Here is a 25,885-nt window from a genome sequence, read left to right as displayed (position 1 = left end):
CATCGGTATTAATTGATTTGTTGTACATCTGACAGAGCAATAGAGCCCATGCCTGCCAGGTTTAAAGTAACTGACCCATTTTGCCCAAGTGACACGCTGTCTACGTTTGCACTGACCAGAGTCGGAAGCTGCACGCTACCCTGCGGATACGAGGCTTCAGCCACAATTCGATAAGGCCCGGGCGGCAAACTGTTGCCGTTGCCATCCTTGCCGTCCCAGCTGAACGCTTTGACCCCGGCAGAACTGCTGCCAAGATCAATCTGCCGCACCAGTTCGCCACTGGGGCTCTGGATAGACAAGCGCACGCCACCGGTGGATGCCGGCACCTGAATATTGCCGGAGATTTCACCCTCCGCTCCAAGAATACCGACTTCCGAAGGCGCCAGAACCGTCTTGCCAACCATTGCAGAGGCCTGCAGCGCCTGCGTGGAGCGGAACTGCCCTACCACGTCTTCAACAGTGCCCGACAGTTTCTGCATTTCTTCCAGCGAGCTGAACTGAGCAAGCTGGGAAATAAACTCGCCGTTGTCCTGGGGCTCCAACGGGTTCTGGTTTTTAAGCTGTGCCAGCATAAGCTCCATGAACTCGTTCTTGCCGAGTTCGCCCTTGCCGCTGGCGCCGCTCTGTGGCTGGCTTCTGTAGTTCGCCAGTACATCTGAGGCTTGTGTTGCGTTAACTGCACTCATGATTGAATCCCCGCCCCGTTACTGCTGACCAAGTGTCAGGATGCGCTGCATCATGGATTTTGCCGTGTTCATAATATCCACGTTCATTTGAAAGCTTCTTGAGGAAGACATCATGTCTGCCATTTCTTCCACCACGTTCACGTTGGGGTAGTACACATAGCCATCTTCATTAGCGGCCGGGTGATGTGGCTCGTAACGCATCTGCAGCTCGGCATCGCTCTCAACAATGCCCTCAACACGAACGCCTGCACCAGCACCCTCTCCTGCCTGAGCCCCAAATCCCTGCTGGCCCGGATTCATCATGGACTGCTGGATAGCAGAGAAAACCGGCTTGCGCGCACGATAGGTCGTGTCGGTGCTGGAACTCGCTGTCTCGGCGTTCGCGATGTTTGAGGCGGTGGTATTCAACCTCAACGATTGCGCTGTCATGCCGGAGCCGGCGATATCAAATATGTTGCCCAGGGACATGGTGATTCTCCTTCACAAATCGTGGAACCGCGGATTACTCGCCTTTCAGGGCTTTGGTCAGGCCGGTAAATTTACTGTTCAAAAACTGGAAGCTCGCCTGGTAATCCATCGCATTGCGCATGAACCGGGTCTGCTCTGCCTGGGCATCCACCGTATTGCCATCTACCGAAGGCTGGTCTGGCTCCCGATACAGCAAATCTGAATCGCCGCCACCGGCAGAGGTATCCATATGGCCTGCGTGGGTTTTCTCCATGCTGATACCGCTCATGCTGTCCTGGGCTTTCTGCATCATGGCCTGAAAGTCCACGTCACGGGCTTTAAAACCCGGCGTATCGGCGTTGGCAAGATTGTTCGCCAGAATTTCCGCACGCTGAACCCTGGCGTGCAGCGCATGCTGGTGAATGCCAAGAGCTCTATCAAAAGTGATTGCCATACAACCTCCGAAATACTGTCACCAGCAATATTTGGCTTTGCCGGTTTCGTTCTATGGCAGAACTAAAGCAATGCTGATGCCAGATTTTGGAAGTACGCTGAATTCGGGTGTCTTAGGGGATTACAGAGGTGCGGGGAATAATAATGCAGATAAAGAAGCGGCAAAGCCTGATGAAAGCGGCAAGCTGCTTCCCCCGCTGAATCGGCAGGGGAAGCAGACCTGTTGTTACGCTGGCCAACGGGCAACAAATTCCGACAGCTCAGGCCTTGGGACTGCAGGCTTGTTCGACGACACGGTACCTGTATAGAGAAAACCGATTATAGATTCTCCCTGTTCAAGGCCCAGCCCTTCCAGAACCAGGCGATTGTAGACCAGTTCACCGGTGCGCCACATAACCCCATAGCCGGCATCCTGAAGGGCAAGTCCAAGATAGCTCATGCTGGCGCCGGCTGAGAGTATTTGTTCAACCTCAGGAACTTTTGGATGGGGCTTAGGAGACGCAATTCCAACAATAATCATGGGGGATCGACGCGCCTTATTGCGTATGATGTCGAGCTTTTTTTCGTCGGTCTTACCCCTTAAATCGGAGTAGCCCACCGCAAGCACCTCACCCAGGGCATCCAGACCCTCACCCTCAATCACCAGATAACGCCATGGGCGTAGCAATGCATGGTCTGGTGCCCGGGCTGCACAAGTAAAGGCCCGGTCAAGTATTGCGGCATCAGGAGCTGGCGCTTCCAGCCGTGGCTCAGATGCCCTATTGAGCAAAAAGTCAGTGACTGAACTCATATCGATAATTTTCCAATAACAGAACACTGGCCCGTTAGCATTCAAACCGTGCCAGCGAATTGTGGGTTATACGTAATACTGCTAACCTTTAGTCGTACTTCCAATCTTTACTCTCAAACGTGCCTTACAAACTACAAATAAATTTGAATGGTTCCAGCACCATGAGTGATCAGCATACATGATGAGTGCTCCGGCAGATCTGCGCAATGCCAGCAATAGCTTGGGGAAATCTCTGGCATCCGATGCTCAGAACAGACCGGTAGTGATTCCCCCGATGCCCGACTACAGCGGGCGAGTGCTGGCGTATACGGCCACAGCCATCATTATTACTGTGGGCGTTTGGGAGGAAGTGTTCCAAACATGGCATTTGTGGCTGGTTGCCGGCGCCTTGATGTGGCCCCACATTGCGCACCTGTTAAGCCGTCGTACGTTTTTGAAAAACTCCTCCCGCATTCGACAAAAAATGCTGATGGTCGACTCCGTGATCGGCGGCAGTTTCATGGGATGCATCGGGCTGATTGCCATTCCATCCGCTTGTGCCGGGCTTATGGTGATGTTCAGCGCGCTGATCATTGGCGGGATTCGACAGTGGCTCATCGGCTGCGTGTATATGCTCATCTCCGCTTTGGCTTTTTTGGCCTTGGTGGGGCCCGCAGATTCGTTCCAGTCACCTTTATTTACAAGCCTGTTCTCCATACTAGCGGCTGGCTTCTACATCTGTGTGACTGCGTTTTACTCGCATCAACAGGCGCGGGCGCTCATGCTGGCAAAAACCCAGATTCAAAACCAGCGCGAGCAGTCCATAGCACTCTCCCACAAGTTGTCCAAATACCTCTCACCCCAGGTATGGCAATCCATTTTTACCGGGGAAAGAGATGTTCGCCTTGAAACCCAGCGTAAAAAGCTCGCCGTATTTTTCTCCGACATAAAAGGCTTTACCGAACTGTCGGAAGAAATGGAGCCAGAAGCGCTTACTGAATTGCTCAACCACTACTTCAACGGCATGTCTGAAGTGGCCCTCAGGTATGGCGGCACCATCGACAAATTCGTGGGCGACTCCATCATGATTTTCTTTGGTGACCCCACCAGCCGTGGCCAGCGGGAAGACGCCTTTGCCTGCGTATCCATGGCTATTGATATGCGCAAACACATGAAGATCATGCGGCAGAAGTGGCGCAGCCAGGGCATTAAATCCCCCCTCGAAATTCGCATGGGCATCAGCACCGGCTACACAACCGTAGGCAACTTTGGCGCTGAAAACCGCATGGACTACACCATTATTGGCAAGGAAGTTAACCTTGCCAGCCGGTTGGAATCTCTCGCAGAGCCGGGGGAAATTCTCGTTTCCTACGAGACCTTCTCACTGATCAAAGATCGGATCATGTGCCGAGACAAGGGCGAAATCACGGTGAAAGGCTTCGGCCGCCCCGTACCCATCTATGAAGTGGTAGATTTCCGCAGGGACATGGGGCCAAACCGCAGCTTTATGGAACATGAACACAGCGGTTTTGCCATGTACCTGGATTCCGAGAAGATCACCGGCAAAGAGCGGCAGAGTATCCTCAGTGCCTTGGAAGATGCCGCAGAGCGTCTGCGGCATGAAGAAGACAGCGCCCGGGACTGATTACTGACGAATCAACCTTGGGCCAACCTGTTCTTCTGGCTCCGTGCTGCGCCAAGGGTTGATATCCAAGCCACCCCGGCGGGTATAACGGGCGCAGACCGTCAGGCTCTCAGGCTTGCAACGACTCAACAAATCCGTAAACAAGGTTTCCACACAATGCTCGTGGAAATCCTGTTTTTGCCGAAAACTCACGATGTAACGCAACAACCCAGCGCGATCAATGGCAGAGCCGGTATAACTGATCAGCACCGTACCCCAGTCGGGCTGGCCGGTTACGGGGCAGTTACTCTTCAACAAGTGTGAACACAGCTTCTCTGAAACCACAGGCCCGGATGCGGCAAGTGATTCCGGCGCATAGTCATACACCACATCCTCAACCGTTTCGTTATCAATCAATTCGTATCCCGACGGGCGCCCGGTAGCCGTGTCAGACTCATCAACACTCAAAAGGCGAACATTCACTGCAGCTCCACACACACTGGAGAGATCCGCAGTAACGGTCTCCTCAACCTGTTCATCGGATGAGAACACGGTTTGATTCAGGGAGTTCAAATAGAGCTTGAGTGACTTGGATTCAACCAGGGACGGAGACGCAGCCGGAAACCGGATTTCTGCCCAGGCAACCCGGGGAATGCCATAGGGCCGCAGCCAGGATATTTCCCAAGCCTGCCACAGATCACCACCAAACCAGGGCCAGCGCCCATCCTCGAGGCCGATTCGACGGCGATTTTCATCCCGCGCTACCGGGAAAAGCAGAGCTGGATCGTACCGATCCGGGTAGTCACTGGTTTTGCCAAGCGGCGCATTATCAAGAGCCATAAAACGTCCTAAAAATAACAGTTGTCAGTATCTGGTGAAGGCATCAATGCCTGATGCCCTTGCCCCGCGCCAGTAATTTGAGCGCAATAAAGGAAAGCACAACGATGAACACCAGTATCATTCCAAGGGACACAAACGGGTTTACATCAGAAACGCCGAGTATGCCAAACCGGAAGCCGTTAACCATGTACAGGATCGGGTTCGCCATCGACACGCCCTGCCAGAAATCCGGCAGTAGATCGATGCTGTAAAACACCCCGCCGAGGTAGGTCAGCGGCGTTAGAACAAAGGTCGGCACGATGGAGACATCATCAAACTTGGTAGCCAAAAGCGCGTTAATAAAACCGCCCACCGCGAACAATGCAGATGTCAGAAATACCGTTACCACAACCATGGGAAGGCTGTGTATTTTCAGCTGGGTAAACGCCAGCGACAAAAGAGTCACAATCACGCCAATTCCTAGCCCGCGCGCCATTCCTCCCGTTACATAACCGGCCAATATGATCCAGTTCGGCACTGGTGAAACAAGCAGCTCTTCAACGCTGCGCTGAAACTTCATGGAGAAAAACGACGACACTACGTTGGCGTAGGAGCTGGTAATAACCGCCATCATGATAAGCCCCGGCACGATAAACGACATATAGTCGAAACCGCCCATCTCACCAATTCTGGAGCCGATCAGGTTGCCAAATATAATAAAGTAGAGCGTCATGGTGACAGCAGGTGGCAGCAGAGTCTGGGGCCAGATGCGGGTAAACCGGCGAATTTCCCGCAGTACAATAGTGCTGTACGCAGTAAACAGTGCCTGAGCGTTCATGCCCTGCCCTCCGTGATGGCTTCGCCCTCAGGGGCACTGGATTCCACCATTCGGATAAACAACTCTTCCAGCCTGTTTGCTTTGGTCCGCATGCTGATAACTTTTATACCTTGCTGTTCCAACTGCGCAAATACATCGTTCAATGCTTGCCCTTTGTGCACATCCACTTCCAGAACACCCTCATCGTCTAACCGGCAGGTAAAACCTTCCAACTCTGGCGTTTTACTCAACGGCTTCTCGGTATCAAGCAGAAAGGTTTCCAGGCTGAGCTGCTGCAGCAGTTCCCGCTTACTGGTATTCCGGACGATACGCCCATGATCAATAATGGCGATATTCCGGCACAGGGCCTCCGCCTCTTCGAGGTAATGAGTCGTAAGGATGATGGTGGTGCCCTGCCGGTTCATTTCCTCAAGAAATGACCACATGGAACGCCGCAATTCAATATCCACACCCGCGGTGGGCTCATCAAGAATCAGCAGTTTCGGTTCGTGCACAAGGGCACGGGCAATCATCAGCCTGCGCTTCATACCACCAGACAGCATGCGTGCTGGTGTGTTCCGCTTGTCCCACAGACCGAGCTTTTTCAGGTATTTTTCAGCGGAAACCGCCGCTTTCTTTAATGGAATTCCGTAATAGCCCGCTTGAATGGTGACAATATCAAACACCTTCTCAAACTGGTTGAAATTGAACTCCTGCGGCACCACCCCAAGATGGAGCTTTGCCTCTGAAAGATGGGTATCAATGTCGTAACCAAATACGCTTACCTTACCCGCACTTTTGGTCACCAGGGAGCACACAATACCCAGCGTGGTCGATTTGCCGGCACCGTTAGGGCCCAGCAATGCAAAGAAATCGCCCTCCGTTACCTTCAGGTCAATTCCCTTGAGTGCTTCAAACCCACTACCGTAGGTTTTGGTTAGCCCCTCGATTTCCAGAGCATTGGTCATAAAAGGTTCCGATTAAATAGGCAGTGTTCAGGGAACACTCATTTATTGAGGCTTATCCCATTTTTTCAAGGCCAATGCGCACCCACTCAGGCTCCGCGAAATATGCAAACTGCGACAGGTATCCCGATATACCCTGATTGGGCTCCCTATAATGCCGGTTACAACAATTTACAGAAGGCCGTCCACGACTGCACAGTTGGCACGGCCCAACCTCAGGGAATGTACAACGAACCATGGCTGCCGTTCACCTTGCTCGCTCACTCTTTACTCCTCCCCGCGCGCTCCTTGCTGCGTTGATTGTCGCGCCACTACTCTCCGGGTGCGTGAGCAGTGACAGCAACAATAACGGTGGTGGCACGAGCACGGGGACAATAAACGCATTGGGCGTTAGCGGGCTAAGTTATCAAACCAGCAGCCAGTCCGGTAAAACCGGCATCAAGGGCCATTTTCAGTATTACCCAGGTGAAACACTCCGCCTCAAAGTTGGCGATCTGCTTCTGGCAGAAGACGTACCTGCGCAGGAATGGGTCACGCTGCTCGAGTTTCTGCCGGAAATACGCAGCCAACTCACAACACCCGCTGTCGATGCTGAGGGCCTCAGTACTCACAGGATTACCGAACAACAGCTTCTTACTGACGTAACCTTGACCAACCTCACCCGATTCCTGTTGTCGCTCAATTGGTCCGAAAATTTGCGGGAAGGCAATGGCATCGACATCCGCGACCGCGTACTTCAGCAGATGAACGCGGCCCTGCCTGGCCTTTCCGGCCCCATTGATTTCCGCGTGAGTGAAGCCGAGTTTAATGCAACAGGCGCGGCGCCCTCCCCAGCAAACCAGTTGCTGACCAGCATCTGTTTTTACCCGCCAGATGATGAACTTTGCCAGACGCCCCCAACTGAAGACGAAATAGACCAAGCCCCTGATCGGCCAGAAGACGAAGATCTATGGGACCCGAACATTGAGTACAAGGAAGATCTGCGCAACAAAAGACAACGCATTCTCGACTCTGTTCGCTCCATGGAGGATGTTGATGCTGAAGATGCCAGGCTCTATCTAACCCGGGAGCTGGATAGCATTTCGACCACCATTGGAAACCGCTTTTATCTGGAAAATCACGTAGCCAAGCACCCGGCTAGCGACACCGGCATAAAACGGTTTGAAATACGTCGTATTGGTGGCAGTGCTGAGCTTGCAGACATTGAAGCCATCACAACCCGACCACAAGATGTGAGTGTGCATTCTTTTAGTTGGCAAACGGCCGATGTGGAATACTTTATAGGCGGACCTGCCGGTGGCGAGTCCGAGATTGTGACCAGCTTCTTGCCCGATTCTACTTACAGGTGGGTGCGGAAGACTCTGCGGGTTGTTATAACACCTTGAAAACGGTTATCGACTGATAAACCGGCTCATACTCCAACGGGATTCTGAACCGGTAACATCGTAACCCGCCGGATTCAGGCCATCAGTTCCGTGGGCAAGGCACTCTCTGATCGCCAATATCTGGGCTGCTGAACGGCTCTGGTTGTATTTCGCAAGATCAACAACCTTTGCGGCTTTCAGGGGCGAGCGGTTGCTGTCCGACATCACCATCACCTTGGGCCACAAACGGCGCCCGGGTGAATGCGACACCACAATACCGCGCTGACCATCCGTCAGCTCCACAAGGCTGCCTGTTGGGTAAATGCCTATGGCACGTATAAACCCCTCAACAAGCTCATCCTGAAATTCTATGTTGCGCATGTCATAAAGCAGCGCTACTGCCCTTGCAGGCGTCATCGGCTCGCCTAAACCTTCCCTCGGCTCAATCAGCGATTCGAAGAACTCAGCAATCCCGGCAATCTTGGCCAGCAATGGAATCCTGTCACCACGAATCCCTTCCGGAAAGCCCGAACCGTTATGGCGCTCACGGTGGCCCTGCACAACGCTGAGAACCGCACGGGAAAGCCCGCTATCCTCTAGCATCGCCATACCTTTTTCGACATAACTCCGGTACAGCGCAAATTCTTCCGGGCCCAACTGGCCTTCCCGACTGAGCAGGTCTTGAGGCAGCTGAGCTTTACCCACCTGGGACAACAGGCAACCCAAACCAAGATGACTCAGCAAGCCTTCATTCAAACCAAGCTGACGACCACAAACAAGCGCCCACACGGACGTATTGAGGGCATGCCGGTACACATGGTTATCGTGCTGCTGAACACGGCTCAGCCATAACAAGGCGTCTGGCTGGCGAATAACACTGCGCACCATTTTATTGATCACGGCTGCAATCGGGCGCAGGTCGCGGGTTTCCTGGGTATTTACAGCGGCGTAAAGCCGCTCAAGGGCAGTGCCGGCATCTTCAAGCAGATGCTTGGAGGTTTTCATTTCACGCTTCAGCGTGGTGCTTGCCTGATATTTTACCGGCTCACGTATACTAAGCGGCGGAAGCTGAAGCTGTTCGCGCCCATCATTCTTTTGTTGGCTTCTTTTTCCAAAAGACGGCCGCACAATTCGTGTCAGTTCAACGGAACCAGCTGTTTCCGCAACGTCGATGGACACCCATTTACAATGGGAGACAAGCGCACGAATATCGTCTTCGGAGCGGATATGAAAACCCTGAATCGGAAACGGTGTCTGGTGCCACGGCCGATCAAGGTCAGACACAAACATGCCAACCTCCAGATCATGCACCGCTACTTTTCTCTGACAGACACCCACCGCGTCACTCCTTGAGCCAAATACTTCTTTGATTGCTACTATTTTCAACCGAAGAAAGGGAATAGTCCATTACAACTTGGTAGCTTAAAGTAACGACAACAACACAAACAGTAACGACTGTATTCGGCCGGAAACAGAGTGTAATACCGTGACAAACATCACAGTGCTTACCCTCGCCATGTCACTAAATCCAAATGCCGATCACTCGGCATCGCATACCGAGCGTTCAAACTTTGGAGGGCGCGCATTGAACGCACCCCTTGGGGCTTTGCGAGAGTAGACAGTATAAGGCACCGTCGATGCGCGAATGTAATCAACATTCACCGCCTCCTTGCCTTCGCCCCTCACCGGAGAAACCGGCTCACAGGCTACGACAAGCTCCAACCGGCCGGGGATATCTGCAATTCTTGCTTCCGAATCCGAAGATCTCACCGACATACACTGATCGTCCGCACCCGCTGGCCGCCTGCTTTCTACCAGTCGGTCCTGCCCGGGCTGCCCGCAGGCCCGGATACCCTGGCCACAGCCTTCTGCCTCAGCATGGCTCGCATCATAAAGTTTCCAAACTCGCTCACTACACTGGGTTTCGACAGTTAAAGGCGTGGCGCGATCGGATACAAACCACCAACCGGGGTATTCCGCAGTGTCCCAGGATAGCCGGACAGTACGCGGCTCTCCTTTCGAATTTTCAGCAGGAAACATCGCGTAATGGGAGTAATAAGTAGCACAGCCAGCCTGCGTCACCAGCAACCCGGCGACAACCAACAAGCGCGCAATGCCAGCAGTACCACTAATAGAGGTGTTAAATCGGAAAGCGGTCATGATACCTAATCTATACATAGGGAATCTGTGTGGTGGTGCAGTCGGCGGGCGTGTCCTAGTTTACGCTTTCATCAAACTGCAAACCGTATCCATCTATGGTTTTGCGAACTACAACCATTTCCAGCAGCGGTGCCTCTACGGGCAAACCTTGCACCTGAACATTCACCTTGTCGCCCATTTCCGGAGCAAAGGGCTCAGTGTCGACCACGATGAACACACCACCATCTGATATATCGCGGGTAGAGAATATAAATTCTCCCAGCTGCTCGTGGGTCACTTTTACCTTGGCACTCATCGCTGTGCGACAGTGTATTCTGCGGTCATCTACAGCCATCAACAAAGATCCACTGCTTAACTACGGTACATTGTAGATTTTTATGTGTTTATACGAATCATATTTCGTATGTATCAATACGTAGAGTAACACCATTTTGAAGAAGTACGCCAAAGGGAATATTGACAACACCTGTAATAGAAATGAGAATGGTTGGCGTTTACAGACCGCAACTCATCTCAAACTCAGATGCGAACCCAAACAGACTCATTTAAGGATGCATTATGCGCATGAAACTCGCTGCAACTGCGGCAATCGCCCTTACAGCTCTCCCACTTGCCGCCTCCGCAGACGGTGAAGTTAATATCTACTCATACCGGCAGGCGTATCTCCTTGAGCCGCTGCTGAACGCATTCGAGCAAGAGACTGGCATCAAGAGTAATGTTGTGTTTGCAAAGCAGGGCCTGGCTGAGCGCTTGGAGCGCGAGGGCCGCAACAGCCCGGCAGACGTTGTGATGACCGTAGACATTTCACGCCTTAACGAACTGGTAGAGCGCGATCTGGTTCAAGGCCTGGACAACGATGTGCTGGAAAAGAACATTCCCGAAAACCTTCGCCACCCCGAAGGCAAGTGGTTCGGCCTTACTACCCGTGCCCGCCTGATTTACACCTCGAAAGAGCGCGTTGAAGAAGGTGAAATCACAACCTACGAGCAGTTGGCTGACAGCAAGTGGGACAACCGCATCTGTACCCGCAGTGGCAAGCACCCTTATAACATTGCTCTGATTTCATCCATGATCGCGCACCACGGTGAAGCCGAGACAGAAACCTGGCTCAAAGGCCTGAAAGACAACCTCGCCCGCAAACCCCAAGGCGGAGACCGCGACCAGATTAAAGCCATCGCGGAAGGTGTGTGCGATGTGTCTATCGGCAACAGCTATTACTACGGCAACATGCTGCAGGATGAGAGCCAACGCCCAACGGCAGAAGCCGTTCGGTTGGTGTTCCCTAATGCCGATGGCCGTGGAACACACATCAACATCAGTGGTATCTCTTTGACCAAGAGCACCCCGAACCGCGAAAACGCGATCAAGCTGATGGAGTTCCTGTCATCTCCGGAAGCCCAGGGCATCTACGCTGAGGCGAATACTGAATACCCAGCCAACCCGAACGTAACACCCACTGGCCTGGTAGCAGAATGGGGAGAAATCCACCCAGACAGCCTTTCTCTTCAGGAAATTGCAGACAAGCGCAATGCAGCAGTGAAATTGGTTGACCGCGTAGATTACGACGGCGAGTAAGCGTTTTGGCGAGGGTGGCACAACCACCCTCGCTATTTCTTTAAATCGGCCTGGCAAATGACACCAGTCATTGCAGCGGCTATTTGAGCTGACTACAATCCCTACCCTTCAACGTTAAACCCTATTCCCTATTGCCAACAGGAACCCTATGAGCGAGGTCGCGACCAGCGTTAACCCCGGGCTAACCCAGCCCTTGCTGGCAAAGCGAACCTCACGCCGTTGGTTGGTCAGTGCTGCACTCACCACTGCCATTGTCGCGCTGCCGGTTCTCACCGTTATTTTTCTGGCCTTTTTCCCTGAAGAAAACATCTGGCCACACCTGCTGGATACAACCTTACCCCGCTACCTTGTAACCACCATTAAGCTCATGGCCGGTGTCGGTGCCATTACTCTGGTAATCGGCCTTGCAACCGCCTGGGCCGTCACCATGTGCGAATTTCCGGGGCGCAAGTTCTTTGAATGGGCGATGTTGTTGCCGTTTGCGGTTCCGGCGTATGTTATCGCCTATGTATACACCAGCCTTCTGGATTATGCCGGCCCGGTACAAGGTGCCCTGAGGGATGTGTTTGGCTGGACCAGCGCCGCCGATTATTGGTTCCCGGAAATTCGCAGTCTGGAAGGGGCCACGTTAATGATCGGCCTTGTGCTTTACCCATACGTTTACCTTCTTGCCCGTGCCGCCTTTCTGGAACAGTCGCCCTCCCTGTTTGCCGTTAGCCGCAGCCTTGGCCATTCAGCGTTGAGCACTTTTTTCAAAGTGGTTCTACCCATCGCCCGCCCTGCCGTCGCTGTAGGTCTTTCACTGGTATTAATGGAAACACTGAACGACTTTGGCACCGTCGATTTCTTTGCCGTACAAACGCTCACCGCTGGCCTGTTTGATACCTGGATGAACCTGGGCAACCTGGGCGGCGCCGCGCAAATTGCCACCACCATGCTTATCTTCGTTGTTATTCTGGTCACCCTTGAACGCTATTCCCGACGACGCCAGCAACAATTCGCAGCGCGAGACAACCGCGACCCTATTCGCCGCTTTACCATGTCGTTCCCCCGGCAGCTGATCTGCGTTGCTGTTTGCGCCGTGCCAGTGGTGCTTGGCTTTGTCGTTCCCGGCGTCACGCTGAGTGTTTATGCATGGGAGTATTTTGGTGAAAGCTGGAACCCGGATTTCGTGCGCAACACATTTAACAGCCTGTTCCTTTCTGGAACCGCGGCCTTGACCACCCTTTTGATCGGCGTAACCCTTGCGTACAGCCGCAGGCTTCACAATACCCGCGGCATGCAGGTGCTCATGCGGCTTTCAAGCCTGGGATACGCCATGCCGGGTGCCGTGCTGGCCGTGGGTGTGATTGTGCCCCTGGCGGGTTTTGATAACTGGCTGGACAGCCTGATGCGGGATTACTTCGGTGTGAGCACCGGCCTGCTGCTGAGCGGCTCGGCCTTCGCCATCGTATTTGCGTATACGGTGCGCTTTCTTGCGGTCTCCGCCGGCAGCGTCGAAAGTGCATTGCAGAAGATTACCCCGAGTATGGACATGGCCTCGCGGTCACTGGGCAACAGCCCGGGTAAAACGTTGGTAAAGGTGCACCTACCCATGTTGCGCGGCACCCTTGTAACCGCCGCACTGGTGGTGTTTGTGGACTGCATGAAGGAACTGCCAGCCACGCTGATACTCCGGCCCTTCAACTTTGAAACCCTGGCCACCTACGTGTACCAGTTTGCCTCTGATGAGCGCCTGTACCACAGCGCTCTGCCTGCCCTGATTATTGTATTGGCCGGTATTATTCCCATCATTCTGATGAGCCGATCCATCTCCAACTCCCGCTCTATGGCCTGATACACCTCAAAGCTGCGGGGGCATCTTTGATCGGGCGTCCTGAACCACGAACCGGCCCTGAAACACCGCCACCGGATCGCCGTGGGGCAAAGGGTTAGGTTTGCCGCAGAACACCTCTGTGGTCAAATCCAGACGGCCCTTACCGTGCCTTGCCAGGCTTTTCCTGAAGCGCTCCGGAATTTCATCCCCAGGTAGGCGACAAATGGCGTAGAAGTCAGAGGTGACTGGCTCAAGGTAATCAATGCTCCCCGTTTGCACCACCACACTCCCCTTCAACCCGAGATCAGCCAGCGCAAGCTCCGTGACCCCCCAGGCTGCGGTTACGGCCACTGAATAAACGCTACCACCAAAACCCGTACCTTGGTGATTGATGTTGGGCGCAAGCGGGGCGCTGAGAAGCAACGAGCTGCCATCCCATGAATGCAGCTGGATGCCTAGCGCGCGAGAAAGCGGAATTTCCTCATGGATGCGCCGTTGGAACGCGGAAAGCTGAGCCATAAACCCCTCCTGATGTGAGTTAATTCTATGCCCGCCACTCGTCTTTCCCAATGCGACCAATGTCGGTTCCAAAACGCATCAGGCCCAGCGTGAGCCGGGCCTGATTTGAAACAAAACGGATTGCGCGTTACTGCCAAACTACCTTCTTCTTCTGCGCATACCACTCGTTTACTTTGCCTTCGTAAGTATCCTCCACCACGTTCCGCTTCAGCTTCAACGTTGGTGTAAGGAAGCTGTTTTCGATACTCCACTCATCGCTAACAATAATAACGAACGCCAGTTGCTCATGGGGATCCACAGTTTTGTTCACCCGTTCAACCAGCTCCGTCAGTTCCGCCTCAAGCTCCTTCCGGAAGTTCGCATCGCCTACCTTGGGCCGAACGCCTTCCGCCAGTTGAATCATGGCATAGGGCTGGGTTTGATTGGCACCCGACACGCACACCAGCTCGATAGACTGGTTTGCCATCAACTTGTTTTCAATGGGCGCGGGAGCAATGTACTTCCCTTTGCTGGTCTTGAAGATTTCCTTCATCCGGCCGGTAATTTTCAAGCGGCCCATCTCGTCAATTTCACCCTTATCGCCGGTTCTCAGGAATCCGTCTTCGGTAAAGGCCTCTTTGGATTTTTCCTCATCCTTGTAGTAACCCATCATAGTGGCCGGGCTCTTCACCAGAATTTCACCCTCCTGGCTAATCTTGGTGTCTACGCCGGGCATGGATTCACCCACATAACCGGTGCGGGAGCGCCCAGGCTTGTTGATATGGGAATAGGCAAAGTTCTCCGACATGCCGTAGCCTTCAAGTAACTCCAGGCCAAGGTTGCGATACCAATCCAGCACATCACCGGCCAGCGGCGCAGAACCACTACCCGCCAACTTGACCTTATCCAGGCCCAGCCCAGTGAGAACCTTCTTTTTGATCAGCTTGTTCACCACAGGAATCTTCAGCAGCGTATTCAGCTTTTTCTGTGGCAGCTTCTGCAGAACACCCTGCTGGAACCTGACCCAAAGGCGCGGAACCGAGAGGAACAGAGTTGGCTGCGCGCGCTTCATATCATCAACAAAGGTGTCGAGAGATTCCGCAAAGAACAGGTGAAAGCCGGCATACAGCGATGCAAGCTCAACAAACGTACGCTCAAACACATGAGCAAGAGGCAAGTAAGACAGCATGCGCTCATTGGGGCCTACCTGCAGCACATCCATACCACCTTCCGCCGCGTATGCCATATTGCGGAAGCTGAGCATGACGCCCTTGGGCCGCCCGGTACTACCGGAGGTGTAAACGATGGTTGCCAGCTCGTCTGCATCACGCTGAACGTTTTCTTCCAGCGGCGGGTACTTGGCAACAATATCATCCCAGGTTTCGAAATCATTAGGCGGGCTCAGGGGGAAGGAAATGCAGCGAACAGATTCAGGAACGCCCGGCTTCATCATATCCCAGTCGTCGAGCTTGCCCACAAACAACACGTCGCACTCGGCGTGATTCAGCACGTAATTGACCGTGTCAGCGTTGAGCGTTGGATACAAAGGCACGGAAATATGGCCCGCCATCCAGATTGCCCAGTCGGTCATAATCCAGTGCGCGCAGTTTTTGGAAATCAGGCCTACTCGGCTCTTTTCCGGAAGATTGAGCGACTTCAAATACGACGCCATTCGGCGGGCCTCGTCGACCGCTCTACCCCAAGTGTATTCAACCACCTTCCCATCTCCGATGGGCTGTGTCATATACAGGGAGTTCGATTTAGCCGTTTCCCAGTGATAGACCATATCCAGGGGCAATTTATTTTTAGTTGGCATGGACTTTCCTTACGTACGTTATTTGATTTATAAGGGCATTATTTAGACTTTAGTAGCATATTTCAACACATTATGGCGGGCCAAAGCGTGACACAAGCCTGCTGAACAGAAACTCAACCGGAGAATAACGAATCAGACTGCAAACACGTTAGCACGCTCTAACAACAAGTGGGTGAGGCTGTGATAAACTCCCGCACCTTAACAACTCGAAATACCGTATCAAACCTCGGAGATGGGCAATATGGCCAAGAAAACACTGCGCACCCTGCTGGGCGCGTCACTAATGGCACTGACAAGTCTTTCAATGGCCGCGGAACCGCGTGTTGTCGCTATTACACAGATTGTGGAGCACCCTGCTCTCGATGCTGTTCATCAAGGTGTGAAAGATGAACTGGCTGCACAGGGTTTTATTGAGGGTGAAAACCTCAAACTCATGCACGAAAGTGCCCAAGGTAACTCCGCTATCGCCTCCCAGATTGCCCGTAAATTTGTGGGCGATAACACCGACGTTATCGTGGCCATCGCGACACCGTCTGCACAAACTGTTGCCGCCGCTGCCCGGAATATTCCGGTCGTGTTTGCAGCCGTAACAGACCCGGTCGGCGCTAAACTCGTAAAAACTGCTGAAGAACCAGGTGCGAACATAACCGGTGTAAGCGACATGCTGCCTATCGACAAGCACATCGACATGCTGCTGCGCATGGTTCCGAATGCCAAGCGTATCGGCACCGTATATAACCCCGGTGAAGCCAACGCAGTATCTCTTATTGAACTGCTTGAAGAGCGCCTTGAAGCCCGCGGCCTGACTCTGGTTAAAGGTGCCGCTACCAAGACCTCCGAAGTACTCGGTGCAGCGCGCTCCCTGGTGGGCAAAGCCGATGCTATTTACCTGACCACCGACAACACCGTGATCAGCGCCGCTGAAGCCGTAATCTCTGTGGGCGAACGTGCCAAAATCCCGGTATTTGCAGCCGACACAGCCACCGTTGCCCGTGGTGCCGTTGCCGCACTGGGCTTTGATTACTACGACCACGGCCGCCAGGCCGGCGTTATGGTTGTGCGCATCCTTAACGGTGAAAAGCCAGCTGGCATGCCGGTAGAAACCATGGAAAAACTCAACCTGTTTGTAAACCCCGAAGCCGGTGAGCGCATGGGCATCACCCTGCCAGACGACGTACTCGCAGAAGCTGCTGAAGTGATTAGTAGTGGCAAGTAACACCTGACTTACACGGGCGGGTTCTGTATAAAGGGCCCGCCCGTTTTTCTTCCACAGTGAATCTTTCCCATGCTCAGTGAAATTGCATTTTACGGCGCAGTCGAAACTGGCCTTATTTATGGCTTGGTTGCGTTCGGTATCTACCTCTCTTTTCGTGTACTCGATTTTCCGGATCTGACCGTTGATGGCAGCTTCCCCCTTGGCGCAGCCGTTGCAGCCGTCCTTATTATGGAAGGCTGGAACCCTTGGCTGGCAACCGGTTCTGCCGTCCTTGCCGGCATGGCCGCCGGTGCAGTTACTGCGATACTCAACGTAAAACTGAACATCCTGAACCTGCTGGCATCCATCCTCACGATGATTGCCCTCTACTCCATCAACCTCCGGGTTATGGGGCGGCCAAACATAGCGCTACTAGGTGAAGAAACCGTACTCACCCCTTGGTACTCGCTGGACATCGCCTACCACCAAGTGCCGGTATTGCTGTTTGCGATCGTGATTATTGTCGCCCTTATTCTTCTCTGGCGCTTCATGAAATCTGAAACCGGCCTGGCCATGCGCGCCACCGGAGCTAACGCCAGAATGGCCCGCGCCCAAGGCATCGCCACCGGCGCCATGATTATTCTTGGTGTTGCCGTATCCAACGGCCTGGTTGGCCTGGCGGGCGCTCTGTTTGCCCAAAGCCAGGGCGCTGCCGATGTAACCATGGGCGTTGGCGTCATTGTTATTGGCTTGGCCTCACTGATTGGTGGTGAAGCGGTTATCACGCCTTCAACCGTTGTGCGCGCGCTGATTGCCTGCGTGGTTGGTGCCATTATCTACCGCCTGGCCATTGCCTTTGCACTGAACGCCGATTTCCTTGGCCTGCAGGCGCAAGATCTGAACCTGATTACCGCTGTGCTGGTTACCCTGGCAATTGTATTGCCTGGTGTTCGCACCTCTCTGGTAAACAAACTCACCCGCAAAAAGGCCTGAGGAGACACTATGATCAGCGCAACCGATCTCCGGCTTACCTTCGGCAAGGGCACTCCTCTTGAGAACCCTGCACTGCGAGGCATGAGCCTGACCGTAAATCAGGGTGAATTTGTTACCGTGATTGGCAGTAACGGCGCCGGCAAGTCCACCTTCCTGAACGCTCTGGCAGGCGAAACCCTGGTGGATAGCGGCACTATCGTGGTCGACAACGTAAACGTTACCAAACTGCCAACCCACAAGCGCGCGGGACGAGTGGCACGAGTCTTTCAGGACCCTCTCGCAGGCACCTGCGAAGGCTTGAGCATTGAAGAAAACCTCTCGCTCGCCATCAAACGTGGCCAGTTCCGTGGGTTGGGCACCGCCGTTAAAAAACAGTACATGGACAAATTCCGGGAAAGCCTTTCCTCGTTGAACCTCGGGCTGGAAAACCGCCTTGGCGACAAAATGGGCCTACTCTCCGGTGGCCAACGCCAGGCCGTAAGCCTGTTGATGGCAAGTCTTACTCCATCCGCGATTCTGTTGCTGGACGAGCACACCGCAGCACTGGACCCCAAAACAGCCGCCTTTGTTTTGGAACTCACCACCAAGATCATTAACGAGCAAAAACTGACGGCTCTGATGGTCACCCACAGCATGAAGCAGGCGCTGGAAGTGGGCACCCGCACAGTCATGCTGCACCAGGGCCAGGTGGTGTTCGATATTGCAGGCAAAGACCGGGAAGGTCTGGAAGTTAAGGATCTTCTGGAGCTGTTTGAAAAGCAGCGAGGCCTAACGGTAGACGACGACAGTTTACTGCTCGGCTAACAAAAAAGCGGGAGCCTTGAGCTCCCGCTTTTTTGTTACTGCACCAACCCTTAGTGACCGTAGATACGCATCGACGTATTGGTAATCGCAAGGTCATCCACAAAAATACTGCCGATGGACTGCTGACCAACAATCAGTTCATCTATCCCGATATCCGCCCGGAACGACGGCATCTCAATCGCCAAAGACGACCAACCGTTAGAGAACCGAGCGCCTTCGTAGATATAGAGATCCACCTCAGCAAACAGATCCAACGGGCTGGGGAAAGAGCGATCGTAATCGGCACCGGTAATTTGCATGCCGCGAACACCAATCGCCAGGAACGGCACATCAAACTCCATGGTCTCAATCGCAAAGGCCGTTCTGAAGCGCATCACATCCGTTGCTGTATCGATGTGAATCGAGCCACGCCCCATTAAGCCTTCCGCAAAAAAGTTGCCAATCAGATCGGTGTAGTTGTTACTTCCGTCTGTGGCAGCCAAATACCAGGCACCTGTGGTGATACGGAAATCCACCGCAGCAAATTTTGTGGGCACGATATTAATCGCCGCATCGCCATCCGCAAGCACATCAATATCAATCCGGATATTGTCCAACCGATCAGTACCGGTTGGCCCGGCAATCCCGCCAAACCCGAAGAAATCCGTGCGTTCGGCACCGCCAATACTGATGTTTTCGATAGCCAGCGCACCTTCATCGAAATAAAGGAAGCGGCCGATATCGATTTTCGTTTCAAGTTCAATACTTACACCCGCCTGCCCCGTGATGTTACCCATCATGGAATCATCCAGGCGCTGTATGTCAGCCATGGCTGCAGGTGTGACCCCCGCAATACACAGCGCTAGCAATGTAGGTTTCAGGCCCTTCATTGTTCGTTTCCTTTTTATAGTCGTTATTACATCCTGTGGGCCACTGCGGTTTTCGACGCCACATCGCTACTTTAGCGACACGTGCGATTTGAATACGTGCAAGAGTCACAAATAGTGTGTATTTACTAGGTAAAACAACCAACTTCGCGTATTTTTTGATCACAACATGTAGTAATTTCCATTTTTTGAGCCCAAGCGACGGATTTACCGAACTTTTATTTCTTGCAAGCCATTTTCCATTGATTTTCTTTGCAAAAAGTCACATCTCAATAGCTCCGCTTAAATTCACAAACCACTATATCCTGTTATACTCACCCCACAATAATCCCATATATAGGGCAAACTACTTCCTAGCAAACCTGCACCAAAGCAAGCATACTAGCGGCCAAAGCCCCGAGATGAGCGCTTACGGGGTTGTTTTCCGGGTGTAGTTATCAGGTACCGGAGCACTACAGCAGGTTCTCGCGAGCACCACATATAGTGTTTCATCGGCGAAACATAAACGCCGTACAAAGATCAAGAGCACAAGCGCAGGTTTAGCAAACTTTTACAGGGAAATGGCACCGCCGAAAGGGTGCCATCGACAGACAACAGTCATATTTGAAGATTGAGGGTGGCAATGAACGCTAAGGCTAAAGCAGAGGCAGTGGTTACAACGATTCCGATGCAGGAAACTTCGCTGGATATCTGGAACAGTAAATACCAGCTGAAAACGAAAACCGGCGAACCTGTAGACAAGGACATCGACGCCACGTATCACCGCGTTGCGGTAGCTCTGTCTCAGGTAGAGAACAAAAATGTTCGTGCCGAGCAGATGAAGAACTTTGCCTGGGCTCTTAAAAACGGTGCCATTCCTGCAGGCCGGATTACCTCCAACGCCGGTGCCGAAGCGCACAAACCTGCAACCTCCACCATCAACTGCACCGTATCTGGCTCCGTTCAGGATTCCATGAACGACATCCTGGAGAAAAACCACGAAGCAGGCCTCACCCTCAAGGCAGGCTGTGGTATCGGTTATGAGTTCTCTACCCTGCGCCCGAAAGGTGCCTACGTTGCCGGCGCCGGTGCAACCACATCTGGCCCGCTGTCGTTCATGGATATCTTCGACCGCATGTGCTTCACCGTATCCTCTGCCGGTGGTCGCCGCGGTGCGCAAATGGCAACCTTCGATGTTCACCACCCGGATGTAATCGACTTCATCCAGGCCAAGCGTGAAGACGGCCGCCTGCGCCAGTTCAACCTGTCCCTGCTGATTACCGAAGACTTCATTGAAGCCGTTCGTAACGACAGCGACTGGCACCTCTCCTTCCCGGTAACCGAGAAAGAAGTCGCAGAAGAAGGCCTGGATCTGACCGACCCAAGCCAGTTCGTGTACCGCGACTTCCCCATACTGGACGGCTACGTGGTTAACGATGAAGGCAAGGTGGCGTGCCGCATTTACCGCACCCTGAAAGCCCAGTTCATCTGGGACACCATCATGACCTCCACCTACGATTATGCAGAGCCCGGCTTCATCCTGATCGACAAGGTCAATCAGATGAACAACAACTGGTTCTGTGAAGACATTCGCGCCACCAACCCCTGTGGCGAGCAGCCCCTGCCCCCTTACGGTAGCTGCCTGCTGGGCTCTGTGAACCTGACCATGTTTGTGGACTACCCGTTCACCGACAAAGCCAGCTTCAACTATGAGAAGTACCGCAAAGTAGTGGGCATCTTCACCCGCATGCTGGACAACGTAGTAGAAATCAACGGCCTGCCTTTGCCTGAGCAACGCCACGAAATCAACTACAAGCGCCGCCACGGCATGGGTATTCTGGGCCTGGGCTCCACTCTCGCCATGCTGCGTATGCCATACGGTTCTGATGAATCCGTACAGTTCACTGAAGACGTAGTGCGTGAAATGGCCGTAGAAGGCTGGCGCCAGTCTCTTGCCCTTGCGGAAGAGAAAGGCGTTGCGCCGATCATGAGCGACGACTTTGAAATCACCCCGAAAATGATGGGCAAAAACCCACAACTGGCCAAAGATGGCCACAAAATCGGTGATAAGCTGCCAGGCCGCGTACTGCACGCCAAGTACAGCCGCTACATGCAGGAAATCGCCAAGGTAGAGCCTGAACTGGTTGAACAGCTGGCTGAAAAAGGTGGTCGTTTTACTCACCACACCTCTATTGCACCAACAGGCACCATCAGCCTGTCGCTGGCCAACAACGCCAGTAACGGCATAGAGCCAAGCTTTTCGCACCACTATGCGCGTAACGTAATCCGTGAAGGCCGTAAAACCAAAGAAAAAGTCGACGTGTTCTCCTTCGAGCTGCTGGCCTACCGCCACCTGGTAAACCCCGGTGCCATGCCCTTCTCAGACGAAGAAGACAAAAAGCTGCCCAGCTACTTCACCACCGCAGATGATGTAAGCCCGGCACAGCACGTAGACATCCAGGCCGCAGCCCAGAAGTGGGTGGATTCTTCGATCTCCAAAACCGCAAACGTGCCGACTGATTTTGAATACCAGGAATTCAAAAACATTTACCTCTACGCCTACGACATGGGCCTGAAAGGCTGCACCACCTTCCGCTTTAACCCGGAAGCCTTCCAGGGCGTACTGGTAAAAGAGAAAGACCTGGAAAACACCCTCTACGAGTTCACCCTCGACGATGGCAGCAAAGTAGAGCTGAAAGGCAACGAACAGGTGGAGTACGACGGCGAAATGCACACCGCCGCCAACCTGTTTGACGCGCTTAAAGAAGGCACCTACGGAAAGTATTGATCCGGAACACCGACACAGGACATAGAGACATGACAGTTAAAATCAGCAACAAAATCGTCGGCTACCGGGTAAAGAAAGCCGACACAGATGCAGCCAGCCCACAGCCGGCAGCACAGCCAGAAACCTCACTGGTACAAATGAACGAGTACATCGAGCGGCCAGAGTTTCTTGTAGGCACCACCTACAAGATCAAACCGCCCGTGGCCGAGCACGCGATGTACATCACCATCAACGACATCATACTGAACGAAGACACTGACCACGAAAGCCGTCAGCCGTACGAAGTGTTCATCAACTCCAAATCCATGGAGCACTTCCAGTGGGTAATCGCCCTCACCCGCGTAATCTCTGCGGTGTTCCGCAAAGGCGGCGACCTGACCTTCCTGGTGGAAGAACTACGCTCGGTATACGACCCCAACGGCGGCTACTTCAAAAAGGGCGGCGTATTCATGCCCTCCCTGGTAGCTGAAATTGGCGCGGTCATCGAGAAGCACCTGAAGGCTGTAGGCCTGATGGAAAGCGAAGAGATGAGCGAAACCACCAAGCGCATCCTCGCCGAAAAGCGCGCGGAGTTTGAAGCCAATAACGCCAAGGCAACCAACGACGACAAGGCTGGCGACTTCCCACCCAACGCCACCATGTGCGGCAAGTGCAGCACCAAAGCGGTGATTGTGATGGACGGTTGTGCGACTTGCTTGTCTTGTGGGGATAGTAAGTGCGGTTGAGGTAACTCGGAAGCATGAGAAACAGGAAGGCCCGGAGCGAATGCCCCGGGCCTTTTTTTATGACCAGCATTAACGAAAGCACGTATTCGTGTGACAGCTTCGTTATTGCGCGGTGATATTACGGAATTTGACCCCCCCGGACTGGTAACCGCCTGGTTTTGAGCTAGTTTATTGGTTTGGTTTCTGAAGAAAGGCGTAATAACGACGCGGACTATTGCGGACATCAAAGGTGTTTAATAACGAATAGTGCAGTCTAATTGCTGTTATGCGCATTTATTAACAATGGAGTTATCTATTGAAAGTTACTACTGATCAACAACGTCAACGATTTGTGCAAGAGCTACTTAAGGATCTCACCGAAGAGAATTTAGCTATTTTCGCTGGTGCAGGGCTATCCGCTCCGGCAGGGTTTGTTAGTTGGTCAGAATTGCTTCGGCCAGTAGCAGAAGAACTTGAACTTGAAATTGAAAAAGAAACTGATTTAGTTGCTTTGGCCCAGTACCACTGTAATTCAAACTTGGCTAATCGTGGAAAATTAAATCAGTTACTCATTAATGAGCTATCTGACAATGCAGAAATTACCGAGAACCATCAGATACTTGCCAAGCTTCCAATATCAACATATTGGACAACAAATTACGATAAGCTCATTGAAAAATCTTTAACAGAAACAGGAAAAATTCCTGATACAAAATATAGAATTAAGCAGTTGAGCTTTACTAAACGAGGGCGAGACGCCGTTGTTTACAAGATGCATGGAGACATTGAACATCCTGATGAGGCTGTACTTACGAAGGATGATTATGAGACATACCACGTCAAAATGCAGCCATTCATAAATGCACTTAGTGGTGACCTTGTAGCAAAAACTTTTTTGTTCCTAGGCTTTAGCTTTACTGATCCCAACTTAGATTATATCTTAAGTCGTGTGCGCGTTGCTTACACTACGGATCAGCGGCAGCACTATTGCATTCAAAAACTTGTTGAGCCAAAGGATGGTGAACCTCCAGCTGACACGGAGTACCGAGCAAGAAAGCAAGAGCTATTTATTCAGGATTTACTTAGATTCGGAATAAAAACAATATTGGTATCTAGCTATGCAGAAATAACGGATATTCTCCAGCAATTAGAGTGGGCTTTTAAAAGAAATACAATTTTCATTTCTGGCTCAGCGCATGAATATGGTAGGTGGGAGCCCTCAGTTGCGGAAAACTTCATGTACTCTCTAGCAAAAGAAATATCAAGTTTAGGATTTAGAATAGTATCTGGTTTCGGTTTAGGTGTTGGTAGCTCTGTAATTACTGGGGCGCTAGAACATGTTTATATGAACGGGCGGCGCTTGGATTCTGACCAATTAATACTCAGGCCATTCCCTCAGACTGAAGTTGGCACTCGACCAATCGCGCAAGTTTGGCATGACTACCGAACAGACATGATTTCATATTCAGGTATAGCCATTTTTCTATTTGGAAATAAATTGAAAGATGGTGAGCTAGTCGTTGCTGATGGACTGATCAAGGAATTTGAAATAGCAAAGTCAAATGGGTTGCTATTAATCCCTGTAGGGGCAACTGAATATGCAAGTAGACAAATTTATTGCCAACTTCTGAAAGAGGGGTATTTTGATAGTGATGCTTTCCCTGAAAATGCAAGAAAATTCATAAACCAAATTTGCGATAAAGAATCTGAGTTGACTACGATTCAGAGTGGAATAGTTGACTTACTAAAATCATTAAAATAAGGACGCTAAATATGCCTAAACGTAACTGTTTTTACAGCTTTCACTATTTACCTGATAACTGGCGTGCTGGAACTGTACGAAGTATCGGAGCAATCGATGGAAATAAGCCTACATCAGATAACAATTGGGAAACAGTTAAAAAAGGTGGGGATGCTGCGATAAAAAAATGGATTGCAAATGAAATGTCTGGAAAGTCATGCGTTGTAGTTCTTGTAGGCAGCAATACCGCAGATAGGAAGTGGATTAATCATGAAATAGTTAAGGGCTGGGACGATGGCAAAGGAGTCGTAGGAATTTATGTCCATGGACTAAAAGATAGTGGTGGTAACACCTCATCAAAAGGTAGCAACCCGTTTGATTATATTGGTTATGGAAACTCAGGAAAAAAGCTATCGTCAATAGTGAAGTGCTACAACCCTACAGGGACAACCAGCCAAGAGAGATATGATTGGATCAGCAAACACTTAGCTAATGCTGTAGAAGAGGCAATAGAAATTAGGAAAAACAACTAAATTGAATTTTTCTCAATTGCGCATAACAAGCGCATGTTGTCGGACTGGTTTTACGCTGCGCTCCAAACCAGCCGCAAATGCGGGCGTTAGAGGGAAGAGAACACTATGTCCGTAATTGCTAAATTTCTTTACGAAATAATCCCAGGGCGCTTTGACGACTTCATGGAAATGTTGGGCCAAGCGGCTAGCCCTGAGTTCGACAGCCCAGTAATGCCAAGTTCTGTACGTCTGTTTCGGTGCATCGTCCCGGGGCCTGATACCAGCTCCATTCAATTGTTCATCGAGTATCCGGACATGGCCGCTTACGGTCGCAGAACCGATTTCGAAAACAATAATCCCAAGTGGCGGGCACTATTCAGCGAGCAGCCTGACTCGCCGCAAAGGCTGGTTTCCGTCGAGCTGCTATCCGAAATTGTGCCAAGTGCTCCCCTCTAACAAGGCGCAGCAGAACGCGGCCGATGGCCGCCGGACGC

25 protein-coding genes are annotated in these 25,885 nt (G+C 52.2%); 12 read left to right on the top strand and 13 right to left on the bottom strand.

What is annotated here, in order from left to right; all coding sequences use genetic code 11:
- Nucleotides 1-8: 8 nt before the first annotated feature.
- The 4 genes from RG807_RS07510 to RG807_RS07495 form a co-directional block, all read right to left on the bottom strand.
- Nucleotides 9-686: a flagellar hook assembly protein FlgD gene (locus RG807_RS07510; RefSeq protein WP_309044345.1), complete on the bottom strand. Its 678-nt coding sequence runs from the start codon at nucleotides 684-686 to the stop codon at nucleotides 9-11.
- An 18-nt stretch (nucleotides 687-704) separates the two neighbouring features.
- Nucleotides 705-1,154, bottom strand: a complete 450-nt coding sequence (flgC, locus tag RG807_RS07505; RefSeq protein ID WP_309044344.1) for a flagellar basal body rod protein FlgC — start codon at nucleotides 1,152-1,154, stop codon at nucleotides 705-707.
- A 34-nt stretch (nucleotides 1,155-1,188) separates the two neighbouring features.
- Nucleotides 1,189-1,587, bottom strand: coding sequence for a flagellar basal body rod protein FlgB (flgB, locus tag RG807_RS07500; protein ID WP_309044343.1), 399 nt, complete (start codon nucleotides 1,585-1,587; stop codon nucleotides 1,189-1,191).
- Between the two features lie 225 nt (nucleotides 1,588-1,812).
- Entirely contained in the window at nucleotides 1,813-2,376 is a 564-nt protein-coding gene (locus RG807_RS07495; RefSeq protein ID WP_309044342.1) for a nitroreductase family protein, read from the bottom strand.
- A 178-nt stretch (nucleotides 2,377-2,554) separates the two neighbouring features.
- On the opposite strand from RG807_RS07495, the gene RG807_RS07490 reads away from it, so the two are divergent.
- On the top strand, nucleotides 2,555-4,000 hold the full coding sequence (locus RG807_RS07490; protein ID WP_309044341.1) for an adenylate/guanylate cyclase domain-containing protein: 1,446 nt from the start codon (nucleotides 2,555-2,557) through the stop codon (nucleotides 3,998-4,000).
- On the opposite strand, the gene queF is transcribed toward RG807_RS07490, so the two are convergent.
- The 3 genes from queF to RG807_RS07475 are packed head-to-tail and all read right to left on the bottom strand — an operon-like array spanning nucleotide 4,001 to nucleotide 6,583.
- A complete protein-coding gene (gene queF / locus RG807_RS07485) occupies nucleotides 4,001-4,819 on the bottom strand; it encodes an NADPH-dependent 7-cyano-7-deazaguanine reductase QueF (protein WP_309044340.1) in 819 nt (272 codons plus the stop codon).
- Between the two features lie 43 nt (nucleotides 4,820-4,862).
- Complete coding sequence (locus tag RG807_RS07480) at nucleotides 4,863-5,636, bottom strand: ABC transporter permease (RefSeq protein ID WP_298446908.1); 774 nt, start codon at nucleotides 5,634-5,636, stop codon at nucleotides 4,863-4,865.
- Nucleotides 5,633-6,583, bottom strand: coding sequence for an ABC transporter ATP-binding protein (locus RG807_RS07475; protein ID WP_309044339.1), 951 nt, complete (start codon nucleotides 6,581-6,583; stop codon nucleotides 5,633-5,635). Before RG807_RS07475 ends, RG807_RS07480 begins: the two co-directional genes overlap by 4 nt.
- Nucleotides 6,584-6,816: 233 nt before the next feature.
- On the opposite strand from RG807_RS07475, the gene RG807_RS07470 reads away from it, so the two are divergent.
- The gene (locus RG807_RS07470; protein ID WP_309044338.1) at nucleotides 6,817-7,965 is read left to right on the top strand and encodes an organic solvent ABC transporter permease; all 1,149 of its coding nucleotides are present in this window, start codon (nucleotides 6,817-6,819) and stop codon (nucleotides 7,963-7,965) included.
- A 6-nt stretch (nucleotides 7,966-7,971) separates the two neighbouring features.
- Here RG807_RS07470 and RG807_RS07465 read toward each other — a convergent pair whose 3' ends face one another.
- The 3 genes from RG807_RS07465 to RG807_RS07455 all read right to left on the bottom strand — a co-directional run bounded on the left by RG807_RS07465 (nucleotide 7,972) and on the right by RG807_RS07455 (nucleotide 10,438).
- Nucleotides 7,972-9,282 (bottom strand): cyclic di-GMP phosphodiesterase, encoded by a 1,311-nt coding sequence (locus RG807_RS07465; protein WP_309044337.1) that lies wholly within the window; start codon nucleotides 9,280-9,282, stop codon nucleotides 7,972-7,974.
- 201 nt (nucleotides 9,283-9,483) lie between these two features.
- Entirely contained in the window at nucleotides 9,484-10,104 is a 621-nt protein-coding gene (locus RG807_RS07460) for a hypothetical protein (RefSeq protein ID WP_309044336.1), read from the bottom strand.
- A 55-nt stretch (nucleotides 10,105-10,159) separates the two neighbouring features.
- Nucleotides 10,160-10,438 (bottom strand): PilZ domain-containing protein, encoded by a 279-nt coding sequence (locus RG807_RS07455; RefSeq protein WP_309044335.1) that lies wholly within the window; start codon nucleotides 10,436-10,438, stop codon nucleotides 10,160-10,162.
- Between the two features lie 224 nt (nucleotides 10,439-10,662).
- On the opposite strand from RG807_RS07455, the gene RG807_RS07450 reads away from it, so the two are divergent.
- Nucleotides 10,663-11,679: a Fe(3+) ABC transporter substrate-binding protein gene (locus RG807_RS07450; protein ID WP_309044334.1), complete on the top strand. Its 1,017-nt coding sequence runs from the start codon at nucleotides 10,663-10,665 to the stop codon at nucleotides 11,677-11,679.
- Nucleotides 11,680-11,827: 148 nt separating this feature from the next.
- The gene (locus RG807_RS07445; protein WP_309044333.1) at nucleotides 11,828-13,516 is read left to right on the top strand and encodes an ABC transporter permease; all 1,689 of its coding nucleotides are present in this window, start codon (nucleotides 11,828-11,830) and stop codon (nucleotides 13,514-13,516) included.
- Nucleotides 13,517-13,522: 6 nt separating this feature from the next.
- Here the strand turns inward: RG807_RS07445 and RG807_RS07440 are convergent, their stop codons facing one another.
- Together RG807_RS07440 and RG807_RS07435 are read right to left on the bottom strand one after the other, a co-directional pair.
- On the bottom strand, nucleotides 13,523-14,014 hold the full coding sequence (locus RG807_RS07440; protein WP_309044332.1) for a thioesterase domain-containing protein: 492 nt from the start codon (nucleotides 14,012-14,014) through the stop codon (nucleotides 13,523-13,525).
- Nucleotides 14,015-14,141: 127 nt separating this feature from the next.
- A complete protein-coding gene (locus RG807_RS07435; protein WP_309044331.1) occupies nucleotides 14,142-15,809 on the bottom strand; it encodes an AMP-binding protein in 1,668 nt (555 codons plus the stop codon).
- A gap of 241 nt (nucleotides 15,810-16,050) precedes the next feature.
- Between RG807_RS07435 and RG807_RS07430 the strand changes: the two genes are divergently transcribed.
- From RG807_RS07430 to RG807_RS07420, 3 genes are all read left to right on the top strand, one after another.
- On the top strand, nucleotides 16,051-17,025 hold the full coding sequence (locus tag RG807_RS07430; protein WP_309044330.1) for an ABC transporter substrate-binding protein: 975 nt from the start codon (nucleotides 16,051-16,053) through the stop codon (nucleotides 17,023-17,025).
- A 69-nt stretch (nucleotides 17,026-17,094) separates the two neighbouring features.
- Nucleotides 17,095-17,997, top strand: coding sequence for an ABC transporter permease (locus RG807_RS07425; RefSeq protein ID WP_309044329.1), 903 nt, complete (start codon nucleotides 17,095-17,097; stop codon nucleotides 17,995-17,997).
- Between the two features lie 9 nt (nucleotides 17,998-18,006).
- Nucleotides 18,007-18,801: an ABC transporter ATP-binding protein gene (locus RG807_RS07420; RefSeq protein WP_298446896.1), complete on the top strand. Its 795-nt coding sequence runs from the start codon at nucleotides 18,007-18,009 to the stop codon at nucleotides 18,799-18,801.
- 50 nt (nucleotides 18,802-18,851) lie between these two features.
- On the opposite strand, the gene RG807_RS07415 is transcribed toward RG807_RS07420, so the two are convergent.
- A complete protein-coding gene (locus RG807_RS07415; RefSeq protein WP_309044328.1) occupies nucleotides 18,852-19,670 on the bottom strand; it encodes a DUF6160 family protein in 819 nt (272 codons plus the stop codon).
- A 619-nt stretch (nucleotides 19,671-20,289) separates the two neighbouring features.
- Here RG807_RS07415 and RG807_RS07410 point away from each other — a divergent pair.
- The 5 genes from RG807_RS07410 (at nucleotide 20,290) to RG807_RS07390 (ending at nucleotide 25,847) form a co-directional block, all read left to right on the top strand.
- Nucleotides 20,290-22,434 carry an adenosylcobalamin-dependent ribonucleoside-diphosphate reductase gene (locus RG807_RS07410; protein WP_309044327.1) on the top strand — a complete coding sequence of 715 codons (2,145 nt, stop codon included), beginning with the start codon at nucleotides 20,290-20,292 and terminating at the stop codon, nucleotides 22,432-22,434.
- A gap of 29 nt (nucleotides 22,435-22,463) precedes the next feature.
- The gene (locus RG807_RS07405) at nucleotides 22,464-23,159 is read left to right on the top strand and encodes a TSCPD domain-containing protein (RefSeq protein WP_200371165.1); all 696 of its coding nucleotides are present in this window, start codon (nucleotides 22,464-22,466) and stop codon (nucleotides 23,157-23,159) included.
- 295 nt (nucleotides 23,160-23,454) lie between these two features.
- Nucleotides 23,455-24,900, top strand: a complete 1,446-nt coding sequence (locus RG807_RS07400) for an SIR2 family protein (RefSeq protein WP_309044326.1) — start codon at nucleotides 23,455-23,457, stop codon at nucleotides 24,898-24,900.
- Nucleotides 24,901-24,911: 11 nt separating this feature from the next.
- Nucleotides 24,912-25,412, top strand: coding sequence for a TIR domain-containing protein (locus tag RG807_RS07395; protein ID WP_309044325.1), 501 nt, complete (start codon nucleotides 24,912-24,914; stop codon nucleotides 25,410-25,412).
- 105 nt (nucleotides 25,413-25,517) lie between these two features.
- Complete coding sequence (locus RG807_RS07390; protein ID WP_309044324.1) at nucleotides 25,518-25,847, top strand: hypothetical protein; 330 nt, start codon at nucleotides 25,518-25,520, stop codon at nucleotides 25,845-25,847.
- Nucleotides 25,848-25,885: the final 38 nt, after the last annotated feature.

Origin of the sequence: Marinobacter sediminicola (genome assembly GCF_031157525.1) — a bacterium.
GTDB lineage: Bacteria > Pseudomonadota > Gammaproteobacteria > Pseudomonadales > Oleiphilaceae > Marinobacter > Marinobacter sediminicola.
This window is presented reverse-complemented; position numbering and strand designations above follow the sequence as displayed.

Bases quoted from the DNA above. Each gene is read 5' to 3' on its own strand.
- RG807_RS07445 (WP_309044333.1), top strand. From the start codon at position 11,828: ATGAGCGAGGTCGCGACCAGCGTTAACCCCGGGCTAACCCAGCCCTTG.
- RG807_RS07440 (WP_309044332.1), bottom strand. From the start codon at position 14,014: ATGGCTCAGCTTTCCGCGTTCCAACGGCGCATCCATGAGGAAATTCCG.
- RG807_RS07390 (WP_309044324.1), top strand. From the start codon at position 25,518: ATGTCCGTAATTGCTAAATTTCTTTACGAAATAATCCCAGGGCGCTTT.
- RG807_RS07420 (WP_298446896.1), top strand. From the start codon at position 18,007: ATGATCAGCGCAACCGATCTCCGGCTTACCTTCGGCAAGGGCACTCCT.
- RG807_RS07405 (WP_200371165.1), top strand. From the start codon at position 22,464: ATGACAGTTAAAATCAGCAACAAAATCGTCGGCTACCGGGTAAAGAAA.
- RG807_RS07435 (WP_309044331.1), bottom strand. From the start codon at position 15,809: ATGCCAACTAAAAATAAATTGCCCCTGGATATGGTCTATCACTGGGAA.
- RG807_RS07510 (WP_309044345.1), bottom strand. From the start codon at position 686: ATGAGTGCAGTTAACGCAACACAAGCCTCAGATGTACTGGCGAACTAC.
- queF (WP_309044340.1), bottom strand. From the start codon at position 4,819: ATGGCTCTTGATAATGCGCCGCTTGGCAAAACCAGTGACTACCCGGAT.
- RG807_RS07415 (WP_309044328.1), bottom strand. From the start codon at position 19,670: ATGAAGGGCCTGAAACCTACATTGCTAGCGCTGTGTATTGCGGGGGTC.
- RG807_RS07410 (WP_309044327.1), top strand. From the start codon at position 20,290: ATGAACGCTAAGGCTAAAGCAGAGGCAGTGGTTACAACGATTCCGATG.
- RG807_RS07425 (WP_309044329.1), top strand. From the start codon at position 17,095: ATGCTCAGTGAAATTGCATTTTACGGCGCAGTCGAAACTGGCCTTATT.
- flgB (WP_309044343.1), bottom strand. From the start codon at position 1,587: ATGGCAATCACTTTTGATAGAGCTCTTGGCATTCACCAGCATGCGCTG.
- RG807_RS07395 (WP_309044325.1), top strand. From the start codon at position 24,912: ATGCCTAAACGTAACTGTTTTTACAGCTTTCACTATTTACCTGATAAC.
- RG807_RS07455 (WP_309044335.1), bottom strand. From the start codon at position 10,438: ATGGCTGTAGATGACCGCAGAATACACTGTCGCACAGCGATGAGTGCC.
- RG807_RS07475 (WP_309044339.1), bottom strand. From the start codon at position 6,583: ATGACCAATGCTCTGGAAATCGAGGGGCTAACCAAAACCTACGGTAGT.
- RG807_RS07490 (WP_309044341.1), top strand. From the start codon at position 2,555: ATGATGAGTGCTCCGGCAGATCTGCGCAATGCCAGCAATAGCTTGGGG.
- RG807_RS07480 (WP_298446908.1), bottom strand. From the start codon at position 5,636: ATGAACGCTCAGGCACTGTTTACTGCGTACAGCACTATTGTACTGCGG.
- RG807_RS07450 (WP_309044334.1), top strand. From the start codon at position 10,663: ATGCGCATGAAACTCGCTGCAACTGCGGCAATCGCCCTTACAGCTCTC.
- RG807_RS07460 (WP_309044336.1), bottom strand. From the start codon at position 10,104: ATGACCGCTTTCCGATTTAACACCTCTATTAGTGGTACTGCTGGCATT.
- RG807_RS07430 (WP_309044330.1), top strand. From the start codon at position 16,051: ATGGCCAAGAAAACACTGCGCACCCTGCTGGGCGCGTCACTAATGGCA.
- RG807_RS07470 (WP_309044338.1), top strand. From the start codon at position 6,817: ATGGCTGCCGTTCACCTTGCTCGCTCACTCTTTACTCCTCCCCGCGCG.
- RG807_RS07495 (WP_309044342.1), bottom strand. From the start codon at position 2,376: ATGAGTTCAGTCACTGACTTTTTGCTCAATAGGGCATCTGAGCCACGG.
- flgC (WP_309044344.1), bottom strand. From the start codon at position 1,154: ATGTCCCTGGGCAACATATTTGATATCGCCGGCTCCGGCATGACAGCG.